The sequence below is a fragment of the uncultured Granulicatella sp. genome, assembly GCF_963528195.1.
Lineage (GTDB): Bacteria > Bacillota > Bacilli > Lactobacillales > Aerococcaceae > Granulicatella.
Genome location: NZ_CAURVN010000001.1, coordinates 88,496 through 104,301, shown reverse-complemented (window position 1 = coordinate 104,301; position 15,806 = coordinate 88,496). Strand labels below are relative to the sequence as shown.

Annotated in this window: 15 protein-coding genes and 1 other annotated feature; of the genes, 2 read left to right on the top strand and 13 right to left on the bottom strand. The window is 33.1% G+C overall.

The window, feature by feature from the left end:
- Positions 1-144: 144 nt before the first annotated feature.
- From tyrS to RWR88_RS00460, 4 genes are all read right to left on the bottom strand, one after another.
- Positions 145-1,410, bottom strand: coding sequence for a tyrosine--tRNA ligase (tyrS, locus tag RWR88_RS00475; protein ID WP_314450006.1), 1,266 nt, complete (start codon positions 1,408-1,410; stop codon positions 145-147).
- 78 nt (positions 1,411-1,488) lie between these two features.
- Positions 1,489-1,686 (bottom strand) — a binding site (T-box leader).
- A gap of 51 nt (positions 1,687-1,737) precedes the next feature.
- The gene (locus RWR88_RS00470) at positions 1,738-2,586 is read right to left on the bottom strand and encodes a hypothetical protein (protein ID WP_314450001.1); all 849 of its coding nucleotides are present in this window, start codon (positions 2,584-2,586) and stop codon (positions 1,738-1,740) included.
- A 210-nt stretch (positions 2,587-2,796) separates the two neighbouring features.
- The gene (locus tag RWR88_RS00465; protein WP_314449999.1) at positions 2,797-5,166 is read right to left on the bottom strand and encodes a phosphoketolase family protein; all 2,370 of its coding nucleotides are present in this window, start codon (positions 5,164-5,166) and stop codon (positions 2,797-2,799) included.
- A 491-nt stretch (positions 5,167-5,657) separates the two neighbouring features.
- On the bottom strand, positions 5,658-6,437 hold the full coding sequence (locus tag RWR88_RS00460) for a hypothetical protein (protein ID WP_314348549.1): 780 nt from the start codon (positions 6,435-6,437) through the stop codon (positions 5,658-5,660).
- Between the two features lie 256 nt (positions 6,438-6,693).
- On the opposite strand from RWR88_RS00460, the gene RWR88_RS00455 reads away from it, so the two are divergent.
- Together RWR88_RS00455 and RWR88_RS00450 are read left to right on the top strand one after the other, a co-directional pair.
- On the top strand, positions 6,694-6,978 hold the full coding sequence (locus RWR88_RS00455) for a hypothetical protein (RefSeq protein WP_314449997.1): 285 nt from the start codon (positions 6,694-6,696) through the stop codon (positions 6,976-6,978).
- A gap of 32 nt (positions 6,979-7,010) precedes the next feature.
- The gene (locus tag RWR88_RS00450; RefSeq protein WP_314449996.1) at positions 7,011-7,472 is read left to right on the top strand and encodes a hypothetical protein; all 462 of its coding nucleotides are present in this window, start codon (positions 7,011-7,013) and stop codon (positions 7,470-7,472) included.
- A gap of 80 nt (positions 7,473-7,552) precedes the next feature.
- Here the strand turns inward: RWR88_RS00450 and RWR88_RS00445 are convergent, their stop codons facing one another.
- The 9 genes from RWR88_RS00445 to guaA form a co-directional block, all read right to left on the bottom strand.
- A complete protein-coding gene (locus RWR88_RS00445) occupies positions 7,553-7,987 on the bottom strand; it encodes a GNAT family N-acetyltransferase (protein ID WP_314449994.1) in 435 nt (144 codons plus the stop codon).
- A 156-nt stretch (positions 7,988-8,143) separates the two neighbouring features.
- The gene (locus tag RWR88_RS00440; protein ID WP_314449992.1) at positions 8,144-9,856 is read right to left on the bottom strand and encodes an AIPR family protein; all 1,713 of its coding nucleotides are present in this window, start codon (positions 9,854-9,856) and stop codon (positions 8,144-8,146) included.
- Between the two features lie 155 nt (positions 9,857-10,011).
- Positions 10,012-10,632: a TIR domain-containing protein gene (locus tag RWR88_RS00435; protein WP_314449990.1), complete on the bottom strand. Its 621-nt coding sequence runs from the start codon at positions 10,630-10,632 to the stop codon at positions 10,012-10,014.
- 4 nt (positions 10,633-10,636) lie between these two features.
- On the bottom strand, positions 10,637-12,031 hold the full coding sequence (locus RWR88_RS00430; protein ID WP_314449989.1) for an SIR2 family protein: 1,395 nt from the start codon (positions 12,029-12,031) through the stop codon (positions 10,637-10,639).
- 61 nt (positions 12,032-12,092) lie between these two features.
- Positions 12,093-12,245: a hypothetical protein gene (locus RWR88_RS00425; RefSeq protein WP_314449987.1), complete on the bottom strand. Its 153-nt coding sequence runs from the start codon at positions 12,243-12,245 to the stop codon at positions 12,093-12,095.
- Between the two features lie 3 nt (positions 12,246-12,248).
- Positions 12,249-13,142: an ORF6N domain-containing protein gene (locus RWR88_RS00420; RefSeq protein ID WP_314449986.1), complete on the bottom strand. Its 894-nt coding sequence runs from the start codon at positions 13,140-13,142 to the stop codon at positions 12,249-12,251.
- 56 nt (positions 13,143-13,198) lie between these two features.
- Positions 13,199-13,405: a helix-turn-helix transcriptional regulator gene (locus RWR88_RS00415; protein WP_314449985.1), complete on the bottom strand. Its 207-nt coding sequence runs from the start codon at positions 13,403-13,405 to the stop codon at positions 13,199-13,201.
- Positions 13,406-13,623: 218 nt separating this feature from the next.
- A complete protein-coding gene (locus tag RWR88_RS00410) occupies positions 13,624-14,085 on the bottom strand; it encodes a GNAT family N-acetyltransferase (protein WP_314449984.1) in 462 nt (153 codons plus the stop codon).
- Positions 14,086-14,122: 37 nt separating this feature from the next.
- Complete coding sequence (guaA, locus tag RWR88_RS00405; RefSeq protein WP_314111314.1) at positions 14,123-15,676, bottom strand: glutamine-hydrolyzing GMP synthase; 1,554 nt, start codon at positions 15,674-15,676, stop codon at positions 14,123-14,125.
- Between the last annotated feature and the right edge of the window lie 130 nt (positions 15,677-15,806).

The following is a 15,806-nucleotide window of genomic DNA, read 5'->3' as shown; positions in this document are numbered from 1 at the left end:
GCAGAATTGTATCTTCATTGTAACAAAACTGTAACATTTCGTTTTATAGCTGATATAATCGCTTTTTTAAACTCTTAATTTGTCATATTTTTCATGACAATTTCATAAGAAAAAGGCTAGATTTCTCTAACCTTTTCTACATCATTATTTTAATTTTACTAAGAAATATTTTTTCTTTCCACGACGAACTAGTACAAAACGTCCTTCAAAGGATTGTTCTGGAGTCCAAACATGTTCTAAATCTGTAATTTTTTCTCCATTAATTGAAATTGCACCATTTTGAATATCCTCACGAGATTGACGACGGCTTGGTTCAATTCCTAAATCTACTAACCAAGTTGCTAAGTTTTGTTCTACTTTTTCACTTTCAAATGTTGGCATATTTTTGAACCCTTGTTCAATTTCATCTGCATTTAATTGTTGAACATCTCCCGTGAATAAAGCATTTGTAATTTTCAACGCATCTTGTAATGCTGCTTCACCGTGTACAAAACGTGTTACTTCTTCTGCTAAGCGTTTTTGTGCTTGACGTTTATGTGGTTCTTCTTGTACAGAAACTTCTAATGCTTCAATTTCTTCTTTTTCTAAGAATGTAAAGTATTTAATATATTTAATCACATCACGGTCATCTTGATTTAACCAGAATTGGTAGAATTCGTATGGAGTCGTTTTTTCTGGATCTAACCATACTGCACCACCAGCTGATTTCCCGAATTTAGTTCCGTCAGATTTCAGCATCAATGGAATTGTTAATCCATAAGCACGAGCTTCTGCTCCTTCCACTTTACGAATTAATTCTAAACCGGCTGTAATATTTCCCCATTGGTCAGCTCCACCAATTTGTACTTGAACATCTTCTTTACGGAATAATTGTAAGAAATCGATTGATTGTAAAATTTGGTAAGAAAACTCTGTAAATGAAATCCCTACTTCTAAACGACTTGCGACAACATCTTTTGCTAACATTGTATTTAAGTTAAAATGTTTCCCATAGTCACGTAAGAAGTCTAATAATGATAAATCTTTTGTCCAATCATAGTTATTCACTAAACGAACTGCTTCTTGGTCTTCTTGACTTGTTAAGAATAAACGTTTCATTTGTGCAGTTAATTTTTCTACATTATGTTGTACTTGTTCTTTTGTTTGTAAAACACGTTCACTTGTACGACCACTTGGATCTCCAATGGAACCTGTTGCTCCTCCAATAACAATGACTGGACGGTGCCCTGCTAATTGGAAACGATGTAAAATCATAAATGGAATTAAATGTCCAATATGCATACTATCTCCTGTTGGGTCCACACCACAGTATAGTGAGACTGCTTTTTCTTGCGTTAATTGACGCAAACCTTCTTCGTCTGTCATTTGATTAATGGCACCACGCCACATTAAATCATCAATAATATTCATACAAATCCTCCTTATATTTTTGCAATTTTCTTACACAGTTTTCTAGCAAATAAAAAAGTCCCTAATAGCCCAAAAGCTATTAGGGACGACTTTGCCGTGTTACCACCCATCTTGTAGTTAAAAAACTACCTCTCAAATCCTTATCGCGGATAGACGCTGTTTGCCACAGTTTGCTCTCAAGTGTACTTCGATTCTAGGTTGGATTGTCTTGCACCTACCGACAATTCTCTTTTTGCTCCGATGCTAGTCTCTACTGCGCTTGATCATTGCTCTCGATTTAATTGTTATCAGTATACTGACAATCTTTGAAACTGTCAACTGCTTTTCCTAGCGAATCCAAGCTCCAGTTGCATCTACTTGATAGCCATCTGATGTTTTTTCAGAAATAGCCATTTGACCACTGTCTTTTAAGAAATACCATTTACCAGATGACTCAACCCAGCCTGTCTTCATTTCGCCTGATGGTGCAAAATAATACCAAGCATCATTCCATTGCACCCAACCTGTTTGCATGCTACCTGAAGTGTTGAAGTAATACCATTTTCCATCTACTTGAACCCAGCCAGTTTCCATTGCACCAGATTCATTTAAGTAATACCAAACTCCATTCAGCATTTTCCAACCTGTTTGCATTTTTCCAGATTGATTAAAATAATACCACTTATCTTTAATTTGTAACCAATCTACAGCATATTTCCCTCTCTCAGGAATATACATCCATTTACCATCATCAAATACCCATTTTTCTTGTAAATATCCTTGTTCATTAAAATAGAAATATCCTAAATCTGGTACAGATGTATGAATATCATCACCTTCAACAACATTAATCAAACCTTGTTGAACAACTGGTAATACTTGCCAACCTTTTAATGGTTTGAAGTCATCCCCAATAAATACCCAAGTATTATCGACTGCTTGCCATTTTAACGCACGTTTTCCATCACGATACAATACTTTGCTGCCGTCTTTTTCAACTTTCCATTCAGGCGTACTATATCTAAATGGTTGTCCACACTTCGATACAGGTACTTGTGCATCCCCTTTAACAAGAGCTTTCTCTTGAACTACACATTTTGGAATTATCCCTTCATTTTCAGCAGCTTGAACATTGTTTGTTGCTACAAAAGTTGATAACGCCATCGCACCTAATAAAAACTTCATTTTACTCATCATTTTCACTCCCCTTTACTTGTGTGAATATTATAGCAAACTCAGCTTTTATTTGTCTATATCCGATGGACATATAATAAAGAAGTATATTTTCCATTTTAAAATAGCGAATCGTTATGTTTCTAAGTTCATTTCATCTTTATACAAAAATAGGGCTCGCCCTCAGATAGAAATCTATCGTCAGACGACTGCCCTATTTAATCAAAATCGTTATTATTTATTAACGTTTTCCCATTTCCAGCTTACTACTTCTGGAATATCTTCACCGTGTTCACGGATATAACTGTGGTGGAATTCCACTGTTTCATCCATTTTCGCAGCAAATTCGCTAGCTTTGTCACCATATACAGCAACTGCAGCATCTTTTGCAACGTGGAAGCGGTCCATTTCAGAAAGAACACGCATATCGAATGGAGTTGTAATATCTCCGTTCTCACGGTAACCGTGGATATGAACATTATGGTTGTTACGATCGAAGAATAAATCACGAATCATACCTTCATATCCGTGGAAGCAGAATACTACTGGTTTGTCAGCTGTAAATAATTTATCGAATTCTTCATCAGATAAACCACGAGGGTCAACTTTTGGAGAACGTAATTTTAAGATATCTACAACGTTGATGAAGCGGATTTTCAATTCTGGGAATTGTTTATGCAAGATTGAAATACCTGCTAATGCTTCTAAGTTTGGTTCAGTACCTGCAGCAGCAATCACTACATCTGGCTCTTCGCCATCTTTAACAGTTGAAGCCCAGTTAATTACTTTGTATCCTTCGCTTACTAATTCTTTAGCTTCTTCTACTGAGTAGAATTGAGGACGTGGGTGTTTAGATGAAACGATTAAGTTAATTTTATCTTCTGAACTTAAAGCTTCAGCCATAACTGCCATCAAGCTGTTTGTATCTGCTGGTAAATATTCACGTACGAATTCTGGTTTTTTCTCAGCTAAGTGAGTTAATAAACCTGGATCTTGGTGAGTATATCCATTGTGGTCTTGTTGGAACACTGTTGATGTTGCAATCAAGTTTAATGATGGATAGTTTTTACGCCATGGAGCATGAGTTTTAGATTTACGTAACCATTTGAAGTGTTGAGTAATCATTGAGTCTACTACACGTAAGAATGATTCGTATGAAGCGAAGAATCCGTGACGACCTGTTAATACATATCCTTCTAAGAATCCTTCTGCTTGGTGTTCTGATAATTGTGAATCGATAACACGACCAACTGGTGAAATCCATTCATCATAACTTTCATCACGACGACCAACCCATTGACGGTTCGTTGCTTTGAACACTTCGTTTAGACGGTTAGATTTAGTTTCATCTGGTCCGAAAATACGGAAGTTTTCAGGGTTAGCTTTTACTAAGTCAGCTGCAAATTTACCAAATTCAATCATATCTTGTTTTTGGATAGCACCTGGAGTTGCAGTATCAACTGCATGTTTCGTCCAATCAGTAATTTCCATTGGTTTTACAACCCCTGCATTAGTGATTGGGTTCATGCTCATACGACGGTCACCTTTTGGTGAAATAGCAGCAATTTCTTCTACTAATTTTCCGTTTTCATCGAATAATTCTTCTGGACGGTATGATTTCAACCAGTCTAATAATGCATCGATATGTTCCATTGATTCACCTGATACTGGAATTGGAACTTGGTGAGCACGGAATCCACCTTCGATTGGTTCGCTGTTCCATTCTTTTGGACCAGTCCATCCTTTTGGTGTACGTACTACTAATACTGGCCAATGAGGCATTGTTGCTTCTTCAGCTTTTTTAGCACGAGCTTCTTTTTGGATTGCTTGAATTTTTTCAATTGCTTCGTCTAATTTTTCAGCCATTAATGGGTGAACTTTTTTAGGATCAGTTCCTTCAACGAAAATTGGATCCCATCCTAAACCGTTAAAGAATTGAGTTAATTCTTCATCAGTACGACGAGCTAAAATTGTTGGGTTGTGGATTTTACCACCGTTTAAGTAAAGAATTGGAAGTACAGCACCATCATTTACAGGGTTGATGAATGTGTTTGAGAACCAACCAGCTGCTAATGGGCCTGTTTCTGCTTCTCCATCTCCGATAACTGCAGCAGCAATTACGTTAGGGTTATCTAAGATAGCACCTGTTGCGTGAGATAATGAGTAACCTAATTCTCCACCTTCGTGAATAGAACCAGGAGTTTCAGGAGCAGCATGTGATGCAATTCCTCCTGGGAATGAGAAAATTTTACACAATTGTTTGAAGCCAGCTTCATCTTGCGTAATATTTGGATATAATTCAGTATAAGAACCGTCTAAGTAAGAGTTAGATACCATTACTTGTCCACCATGTCCAGGACCTTCAATGTAGAACATATCTAAGTCATATTTGTTAATCGCACGGTTTAAGTGTGCGTAAATAAAGTTTTGTCCTGCGATTGTTCCCCAGTGTCCGATTGGATGTAATTTAACGTCTTCTTTTTGTACAGGACGACGTAATAGTGGATTATCTTTCAAGTACATTTGTGCTACTGAAATATAGTTAGCTGCGCGCCACCACGCATCCACTTTTGCTAAGTATTCTGGTGTATCAAATTGTGTCATTTATAATTCTTCCCTTCTAGTTTTCTCTTCCAAAGAAAATTTGAAAAATGGCGTTTCAAAAATCCTTCAAAAAATAACCGTCAAGTATTTAACATATCTTTTTTTTCTTGTCAAGAAAATTTGAAAAATTAATCATTATTCCATACTATTTTCTAAATATTTTAGGATTTATTCCGAAAGAACAGTTATCATTTTGAATTTTGAAAACGTTCATAACCACTTTTATTTGACTGTTTGGCTACAAATTTCTTTAGTGGAATGATACAATTTTTAAAGACCTTTGCTAGGGTGTTAGATAGTATTTTATATGAACTATTTTCTTGAAAATTTTCAAACTAAAAAAACGTTCTAATCCCATTAACAACAGGTATTCCATCATATCATTTAAACGCTACCATTGCAAGAATTATAAACTGCACTTTAGAATGGAAAATTGGCGTTTGCACAATAAAAAATCCCTCCACCATTCGATAGAGGGATAAAATTTTCAATTATTCTTCTATAAATTCAGCATCGATTACTAAAGGGTCTGATTTTTCTTTATAAATTTCAACATTTGCTAAATCATCTTTTGCTAAGTGTTTTCTTAATTTTTCTGCCATGGCATTAAAAGTAATATACGTCAATGCACCAGAAGTTACTGCGCCAACAAGTGGAACAACTTTGGACACACCATTGGCAAACATTTTTTTAGACATTTGAACTCCAAGAATGGATGCAATTTTTTTAACGATTGGATAAACGAATCCTTTTGTAAATGTATGTTGAGGTAATTTTTTTGCAACTTGTTTCGCAATTTGCGCGGATAAAGCATGAACCGTATTTACTGCACTATTAACACCAAACATGATTCCGATGAATAAAATAAGTAAATTTTTCGTTTCGTCATTCATTTCTTTGGTATCAAAATTCAGTTCACTCCAACCATATAAATAAATTAACTTTTGCAACACTCGTAAAATATGGGCAAAATATTGCGCTAAATCTGCTGGAAGTGAGCCAAGAATCGCAAAACCTCCTGGAAGTCCTGCTGCTGCAGAAATCGTACTTACTTGAGTAGCCTCTCCTTTAATACAACTTTTTGCAATTTGATTAATATCTTCTACTGAAATTCCTGCATATGCCGGATTATATTGAATCGCCAATTCAATCACTTCTGGACGATATCGATCTCTTAATTCTTTTCTTAAAAATAATTCTCTGTCAATTTTTACCATGGGAAGTTTTGTCGTTTCCAATAGTAATCGATCAATTTTTAATAATTTCAACATTCTGTCTCCTAATTTATTCCAATACTTTTTGCTTGATTATAGCATAGGTTAATTAAATCAGAAATAGGCATCCTTAAACTTCGTAATAAAGCAGACTTTTCTTTCGAATTGTGGCAAGGGACGATAGCAGCACCCTTTTGGGTCTCGTATCCCACTATTTGGAAAAGTCTGGTTTATTCCTTTTTTAACGTAGAAAATTGATTGGTAAGTGTCTTTTAGTATTGATATAATTAACTTATCAGGAGGGATTTCTTTTATGACAGACAGCGCATTTTTATTCACGCTTAATCCAGATGGTTCAGCAATCATTGGATATGAAGATTATGATGTCGATATTTTTGATGGGGACGATTATGAAGTCACTTACTTATTAGATGCGGAAAATTTCACTAATCTCTTGCATCATCTTAATATTCCATTGAATCGAGACACTAAAAAACTATTGAAAAATGAATTTGGGCAGCATTTTGACTCTAGAAAATTCGAAGCGTTTTGTAAGGAACACAATATTAGCTATGAACGTAATGTGAGTATTGGATAATTAGTCAATAAAAGTTTTAAGGGAGAAACATCATGAACAATCAACAAGTACAAAATTTTTACTATGATAAAAAGGATACTCCATGTCCGATAACAGAATCTTTAATCAAGTTAGGCTATCAACAAGAACGTGAGGGATATATTGCTTATGCAAAAGAGCATAGTATTGAAGTAAATTATCTTGAAGCAAAACCTACTCAGTGGTGGCATTTAATTAAATGTTATTGCGCCCAATCAGATCCTCACAAACCATTTCCTTATTCTGTCAAATGTGGCGAATTATACTTTTGGTTGGCAGAAGTGTCAGGAGCATTTAGTAAAGACGAACTATTGACGTTAAAAGATCAAGCAATTGCTGCTTGTGATAGAGTTATTAGAAAGAATCACTCCCTTCCACCTTTGAAAACCGCCAAAGGGAATCTCATTATTAGAGATTATTGCTTTGATAGGATTTGTGAAGTGGTTGAGAGAGTGAAGATTGAAAACTCCTACTGACTAAATTTTCAGCAGGAGTTTTTGATAATTATTTTCTTCCGTTCTGTTTAACTATGATAAAAAAATTATTCAGTAAATTATTACAAGCTCTTAATAAACCTCTTCTGTGTTTTATCGCAGATATATCCAATAATTTCATAAAATTTATGTGCTTCTACACGATAATCTGCTGAATTTAGTCTAATGAACTCAATAGAATTATTTTTAGCATTTAGTTCTAAATGATGCATCAATTCTTTACCAATTCCTTTACCTTGAAACTCTGGTAAAACAGCTAATCCCAAAATGTTCAACCCAGCGTAAGAATAAAGACTTTCATAAACTTCAGCATGAACAAAACCAACTACGTTCTGTAACTCTTCGTCTTCATATACATAAATATAATGATGATTTACATTCTCTGATAGTTTTTGAATTTGTCTCATAACTGTCTCAATAGATACTGAATACCCTAAAGAAACTTCACATATTCTTTGTATTGCCTCAGAATCTTCTATTTTTATTTTTCTAATCATATTGTCTTCCTCAATAGTTTTCCTCAAACATATATTAGTATTTCCCCATCCTACTCCCACTCTTCTTTTTCTGTTGTTAACTACGTCCAAAACTATTCAAAATAGAGGCTTTTCGTTTATCGAGTGCTGGGAAATTTGTTTGATTTAAGCTTGTTTTTAGATTTTTTTACCCGTTCCAGTCCCAGTTCCAGTTTTTAATGATGTATCTAAAAATTCTTTAAATCCTTTTTGTATTAATTTTCTCGCTTTAGATATATCGTCATCTTTTCTATATGTGTCCAATGTTCTTTCCAATAGATGTATATTAGTTTCAATATCATCTCTTATGCTTTGAAGATATATAATATACAAAACTTTCTGTGTATATACTTCATTCGCCCCATATAACTCTTTGTATTTTGTTTCTATTTTATCATATAGTTTTATCAGCTCTAATAGCTTATCAAACTCTATAACATCTTCACCAAAAATTTCATCGTAATAAATACCAAAAAGTTTCTTCTTCTGATTAGTAGCTCGATCAGGATATCCTTTATATGAGTATAAGATTTGGGCTAATGTTTCCTTGCCTATTTGAGATTTAAGCTTATTATTAATTCCTATGTCTCCCGATTTGCGTATGTAATCTATTCCTTGTGTAAATAAAAACTTTTCTATCTTGATTTGTATCTTATTTATAGATTTCAGATCGGCATCAGAAATTGAATTTTGACTATTCGTATATTCCGCTATTTCGTTAATTAATTCATCATTGTCTTCCGTCTTAAAAATTCTGACTAATACTGAAGAATTTTCTAATTTTTCTTCATCAAATTCTTTTTCTTTAAACTTATAAATACTTCTTAATGTTTGACCACCGTTAACAATTTGCATGTTATCTAATGTAAATAAATATTTCTTATTTGCATTTTTAGGCTCTGCCTTTACATTCTTTGCCGTTATAGTTATGCCATTATTATAAACAAAGAATTTATTTGGGCATTCACTTAATGTTTTTATTATGTTCTTGTTATATTTAGAGTTACTTAAATAACCTCTTACGTTTTCATAGAGTATCCCTATTTCAAGCTTAAGATCTTTTATCATTTCTAGAGTATCATAATTATAATTATCTCTTTGTTCTTTATCTGAACATGTCATTCTAATTAAGTCAGCTACACTTATTTTGACTAGATAAGATTTAGCTGATGATAAGGAGTCTTCTTCATAAACTAAAAATGATTCCTTATCAACAATAAATTTTGCTGAAAACTCATTATTTCTATTGTGCAAAAAACCTATTATGTCATCAAGAACTATAGGTCTTATATCAACATCATAATCCCTTTTCAAAGAATTTATTTCTGGTTGATTGATATCTACACTTTGATTTTCATTAGATACAACTATCAATTCAATGTTCCATATTTCATCTGAAATGATTTTTTCATAAATAGCTTCCATTTTTTCTTTAGAAATTGAAGAGCTATCATCTACATCTTTAAAGCTACCATTTAAAGACATACTTAAAAATTTTGTTGAATCAAGGACCGGACCTTGTTTTCCGCCTTTTTTTGAGCTAAAACTCTCTCTAAATTTAAAGTTGTATAAAACAATACGCTTATCATCTTCATCAATATATACTGCATCAATTCCAAAATCATTATTATCCACTCCAAGAATGCTTTTACAATAATCTGTATCAATTATCATTCTTTCCAATTCATCGGTAGCTGTATTTCCTGTGGTTAATTGAAGAATCAGATAATAAAAGCCAAATCTTTTTTGATTAGATTCACTCAATTTGTTTAATTGACTAATACTATAAATTCTTTTCAATAGTTCAGTCGAATATAAATTTACTAATTTAAAATCATTAATAGTCGCCATTTTTTCTCCTTAATATAAATACAATCTTTTTTATTAGCCTATATGCAAACCATTCTAAATATTGGCTTTTCGTTTATTATATGCTACAAAAATTCGTTTAACTTAATCTCGTTTTTATATTTATTTGCCATTCCACATTCTGGTTACAATAACTTCTACATTCTCTTTACAATATCAAAATCTTCTTTACGATTACGTTTATCAATTGCATTATCAATATATGTATCAATATTATTTTTAAATTCATCAAACTCTATTAAAGAGCAATATGAATCTTCCAGAGAGTCGTATATGCCACCGCACTGATTTTTCTTTTTAGAGGTTTTTATATTCATCATATTCTTTCTTACTAGATTATCAAATTCTTTCATACTTTTTACTTTAGAATCCTTATTGCACACTGGGCATTTATGTGTCGTTTCCGTGTATAAATGCTCAGCTGCATCTTTAGTATAAACAGCAACAACTGCATTCGTTCTGTTATCTTCCCTATCTTCTAGAGAGTATCTTAGTTCATCATACAACCAATCATCATATTTCCCCCAAACATCTTTTTTATAGTTTACAGCTTCTGGTGTTAAGATAATGATTGTAACACTGGTTTCTTTTAGTTTTTTATATAGATAATTTTTAATTGTCTCTTCATACATATTTGATCGATCTTCATCTTCTGAATAATTAATTATATCTTTGTTTTTATCAAAACAATTACTCAACTCTTCTTTATAATCGGCTCCATCACTAAATCTAAATGAAATAAAAACATTTCTTGCCATTTTATTATTCCTTCCCACTTATCTCGTTAATAACTTTTATTATTTGTTCTACTGATTTGCTCACATCTATAAAATTCTCATTTATCTTACTACAATCTATTTCTTTTGCTAATTTTGAAGCCATGCTTCCTGTAAATCCTATTGGCAACAACACAAGTTCATTGTTCTTTGCAATATTAAACTCTTCTCCCATACCATTAGCTTCTACTATTTTTTCATCAATTAATTTATTTCCAAAAATAAATATTGCAACACCACATTTTTCAATCATTTCCGTACGATATTGTGTCCATACATCCTTCAAATTTTGATCTTTCCCCGCATTCAAAGGAAATGGTATTAGTGATAAGCAGTTTTCCAATTTAACCTTTCTATTTGTGTAGCAGTAACGTGTAACTCCATTAATAATATGCGTACCAATACCTTTCCCATATCCATTTATAATTGTGTATCCATTACATACCAATTGATAAGAAAGTTCCTGAATAAAATCTATCGCTATTTCTTTGGGAAGTGGTGAATACTCCGCAGCACTTCCAGATATAAAAATGGTTTTTCTTCTATATATTTTATATAAAGTATCCAATATATCTGTAATCTCCGAATAAGATTCTATTAAATGAACAAAAATTCCATAACGTTTTAAATCTTCAATGACTAATTCTTGTCGTGCTCTTTCATATACATATTCAGACTCTTCCAGGTAGTCTTCCTTACTAATCTCTTTGAGTATACAATAATGATGTCTATTCCTCCCATCTAAAAGAATCCTCATTTTACTTAATAAAGCTAAAAAATTCGGATCTGTAAAGCTAAACCCGATGAACAGAAAAGTTTTAGTTAGTAAATGTCCTTCAAGAACATCTCTAAATAACACTCTATCCTTAAATCCATACTGCTCATAATCATCCCTAGTAATTACTGCTCTGTCCGGATGTTCAATATCTCCATGCATTTTATAAATTACCACATCATGATTTTTTCTAGATAGCTGTAAATGCTGATCTTCTGATTTAACTGCTACTGTTTTCCCGTTCAAATCTAATGCTTTTTCAATAAGCTTATCATAATTTGTTGTCCAAAATGTATCGATTGGAAGCTTCGCCAAAAGATCATGATTACCGTTTGGTCTGAGATTTGAAGGAAAAGCCTCGTTTATCAAATTATCAATGGTTCCTCTGTTTTTTACATTACATATATACTGAGCAACTTCAGTCAAGTCTCTTTCTTTATCAATATCTAATTTGATATCTTTTGCTTCTTCCTTTAAAAGCTCTTTCCAGTCAAAATATCCAGCTCCTTTGGATATACCTGCTCCTACAAATGCTGACAATTCACCACCATTTAAAGCCTGAGATAGCTTAGCTAATAGTTGTTGTCTATCAATTGTTGTATTCAAATCAAATTTCACCACCTTCCATACTAAAACACTTCCTCAAGCAACACCCATCTATCATCATTCATATCATCCACATACTCCATATTATTGAGATACAACTCATCATTTCAATCTCTGTTATTGCACGAATGTTTTCATCATCATTATTTTGTACTTTCAATTTTTCAAGATATTCAAGCATTTTTTCTCGCTTGATTTTAGATAAATTCGCCATACTCTACCTCACTTTATTTACAAGACTCTTAACTAAGTCCTTATCTTCTATCTTCGTAATTCCAAAACTCTTTTTACCAGCATCCTTTATAGAAGCTCCAATATGATAAACTTCTGTTTTATCTATGATTAAAAATCTATCGTGAAAATCTGTTGTAGTTTTAATCGATAGTTTTGGATATTGAGCATTAAATTTCGTTATATCTTTTGTTGATAAATTTCCTTTTCCTGCTGTTATAATTACAACATCCACACTCTTATTCTTCTTGCAAAGAATATTTAAGGTGTTGACATCTACATAATTATCAATCAAGACGATTTCTTTCTTAGCCTTTTTAACAAGTCCCACAATAAAGCTAAATGCATCATATATTTGCCCATCGAAAAATATATTTTGCTTAACCTCAGTATTAGTCGTAATATAATTAAATACTTCTTCCAGCTTCTTATCTGTTTCCAATTGTTTTAACTCCACTCTGTCAAGACGAGCGAACATCTCTCTGTTAGAAAGCAAAAAATTTCTCATCTCCACAAAACTATTCATGATTTTAATACTGACTTCCACTGCCACATCACTTTTAAGCACAGCAGAAAGCATGGCGATACCTTGTTCTGTAAATACATATGGCATATATCTTCTGCCACCATAATTATTATTGGAACTTGAGGTTCCATTTTGGAATCTCAAGTTTTCGTATTCAGATTCAGTTAATTGAAAACAAAAATGTTCCGGAAATCTTGATAAATTCCTTTTCATCGCTTTATTTAAATTACCGGTAGTAACTTTATATAGTTCCGCGAGGTCGCTATCTATCATTACCTGCTTACCTCTAAATGTATAAATCAGATTTTGTATTTCTTTATTATCAATAATGACAAGATTTTTATCTTCTGTCATAAGTACCACCACCTTATCTCTAAACCAATAACAATCTGTTACCCATCAACTCCACCTTATTCATTCTTTATAATCGAAATCATATCACCAAAATCAACATCTAGCTTCGTTCCAATACGATGCAAAACTTCCATGCTGACAAACTCTCCTCTACCCATTTTAGATATAGTTGCCGGAGATAATTCGCAAGCATTCGCCAAATCTTTCTTGTTCATACCTTTATCTATTAAAATTTTCCACAACCCATTATAACTAGCTTTCATATATTCACCTCTTAATTACAAGTTTATGAAGTTATTTTATACATGATAACATTTTCATTATCATTTTACAAAAGGAGAATTTTGAAATTTTTTATTTTGTATCCAAGAGTTTACTTTTTCCTCAGCAATAGCGAATGTATAGCACTTCTGAATTAAGTGTTCAAGTTTTACGAATGAAACATACAAAAAATCCTGAAGGGGAGAAATTAGATTCACCATCAGGATTTATAGAACAAACAATTCTTACAAATTACCCAACCTCTTAATAAACCTCTTTTGAGTTTATCGCAGACATATCCAATATTTTCATAAAAATTATGTGCTTCTACACGATAATCTGCTGAATTTAGTCTAATGAACGCAATAGAATCATTTTTAGCATTTACTTCTAAATAATGCATCAATTCTTTGCCAAATCCTTTGCCTTGGAACTCTGGTAAAACAGCTAATCCCAAAATATTTAGCCCAGCATAGGAATAAAAACTTTCATAAACTTCAGCATGAACAAAATCCACTACGGTCTGTAACTCTTCATATACATAAATATAATGATGATTTACATCCTTAGATAGTTTTTGTATTTGTTTCATGACTGTCTCGATAGATACTGAATACCCTAAAGAAATATTACATAGTCTTTGTACGGCTTCTGCATCTTCTATTTTTATTTTTCTAATCATACTTTATTTCTCCATAGTTATATAGAAGTATTATCCCCTACTCCCACTCAATCGTAGCAGGTGGTTTACTTGTAATGTCATACACCACTCGGTTCACATGCCCTACTTCATTCACAATTCTTGCACTGATCGTTTGTAAGACTTCCCATGGGATTCTAGCGAAGTCACTTGTCATACCATCGATACTTGTTACTGCACGAATGCCGATTGTGTAATCATAGGTTCTTCCATCTCCCATTACTCCGACACTGCGGATTCCTGGTAAGACTGTGAAGTATTGCCATACGTCTCTTTCAAGTCCGTTTTTAGCAATTTCTTCTCTTAAGATGGCATCACTTTCTCGTACAATCTCTAGTTTTTCTTCGGTTACTTCTCCTAGTACTCGAATACCTAGTCCTGGGCCTGGGAATGGTTGGCGCCATACGATTGAATCTGGCATACCTAATGCTGTTCCTAAGGCACGAACTTCGTCTTTGAATAATGTATTTAGAGGTTCAATTAATTCAAATTGCATATCCTCTGGTAGTCCTCCTACATTGTGGTGAGACTTAATGGTTTGAGCTGTTTTTGTTCCGGATTCGATAATATCTGTATATAAAGTTCCTTGTGCTAAGAAATCCACATCTGTTAATTTTGCGGCTTCATCATCGAATACATAAACAAATTCATTTCCAATAATTTTACGTTTTTGTTCTGGATCACTAACGCCTTTTAGTTTGGATAAGAAACGTTCTTGAGCATTCACTCGGATAATATTTAATCCAAATTTTCCAGAGAGGCTTTCCATTACTTGGTCGCCTTCATCTTTTCTAAGTAAACCGTGGTCTACAAAAATACATGTTAATTGGTCGCCGATCGCTTTTTGTAATAGGACACCTACAACGCTTGAGTCAACTCCGCCTGATAAACCTAATAATACTTTTTTATTGCCAACTTTTTCGCGGATTTTTTCAATTTCCATCTCGATGAAGTTTGCCATCGTCCAATCACCTGTTGCGCCACAAATATTGAACACGAAGTTTTTCAACATATCATTTCCATGAATACTGTGACGTACTTCTGGATGGAATTGTACTCCATAAATATTTCGTTCTGGGTTTTCAAATGCTGCAAATGGTGTGTGGTCATTCGAAGCTGTTACAGTGAAACCTTCAGGGATAGCTGTAATTCTGTCACCATGGCTCATTAAGACTTCTTCTGAAGTAGATAATCCTTGGAAAATTCCTGAATCTGTATTAAATACTTCTACTTTCGCAGGACCATATTCTCTTGTCGGTGAAGATTCAACAGTTCCTCCAAATAAATGAGTTGTCAACTGCATTCCATAACAGATTCCTAATACTGGAATTCCTAATTCAAAAATTTCAGGATCTACTGTAAAAGCACCCGATTCGTAAACACTATGAGGTCCACCAGAGAAAATAATCCCTTTTACATTTCCATGCTTTTTGATTTCTTCCGCTGTAATATCATTATGAAGTAACTCACTGAATACTCCAAACTCACGAATACGGCGTGTAATCAGTTGGTTATACTGACTTCCAAAATCTAATACAATAATTTTTTCTAACGAAGTGGTTCTTGTTGACATAAAAAGCCTCCTTAGTCTTATTGTCTATATTGTAGCAGAAAATCACGAAAATTACCTTAAATATTTATAAAATTCGTTCGGATTTTTATTAAATTTTCTCATTTTTCATGTATTATCCTTCTATTCCAAA

Coding starts and splice junctions, on each gene's coding strand:
- RWR88_RS00435 (WP_314449990.1), bottom strand. CDS start 10,632: ATGGCAAGAAATGTTTTTATTTCATTTAGATTTAGTGATGGAGCCGAT.
- RWR88_RS00470 (WP_314450001.1), bottom strand. CDS start 2,586: ATGATGAGTAAAATGAAGTTTTTATTAGGTGCGATGGCGTTATCAACT.
- RWR88_RS00440 (WP_314449992.1), bottom strand. CDS start 9,856: ATGGCGACTATTAATGATTTTAAATTAGTAAATTTATATTCGACTGAA.
- RWR88_RS00455 (WP_314449997.1), top strand. CDS start 6,694: ATGACAGACAGCGCATTTTTATTCACGCTTAATCCAGATGGTTCAGCA.
- RWR88_RS00460 (WP_314348549.1), bottom strand. CDS start 6,437: ATGTTGAAATTATTAAAAATTGATCGATTACTATTGGAAACGACAAAA.
- RWR88_RS00425 (WP_314449987.1), bottom strand. CDS start 12,245: ATGGCGAATTTATCTAAAATCAAGCGAGAAAAAATGCTTGAATATCTT.
- RWR88_RS00465 (WP_314449999.1), bottom strand. CDS start 5,166: ATGACACAATTTGATACACCAGAATACTTAGCAAAAGTGGATGCGTGG.
- tyrS (WP_314450006.1), bottom strand. CDS start 1,410: ATGAATATTATTGATGATTTAATGTGGCGTGGTGCCATTAATCAAATG.
- RWR88_RS00445 (WP_314449994.1), bottom strand. CDS start 7,987: ATGATTAGAAAAATAAAAATAGAAGATTCTGAGGCAATACAAAGAATA.
- RWR88_RS00415 (WP_314449985.1), bottom strand. CDS start 13,405: ATGAAAGCTAGTTATAATGGGTTGTGGAAAATTTTAATAGATAAAGGT.
- RWR88_RS00410 (WP_314449984.1), bottom strand. CDS start 14,085: ATGATTAGAAAAATAAAAATAGAAGATGCAGAAGCCGTACAAAGACTA.
- RWR88_RS00450 (WP_314449996.1), top strand. CDS start 7,011: ATGAACAATCAACAAGTACAAAATTTTTACTATGATAAAAAGGATACT.
- RWR88_RS00420 (WP_314449986.1), bottom strand. CDS start 13,142: ATGACAGAAGATAAAAATCTTGTCATTATTGATAATAAAGAAATACAA.
- guaA (WP_314111314.1), bottom strand. CDS start 15,676: ATGTCAACAAGAACCACTTCGTTAGAAAAAATTATTGTATTAGATTTT.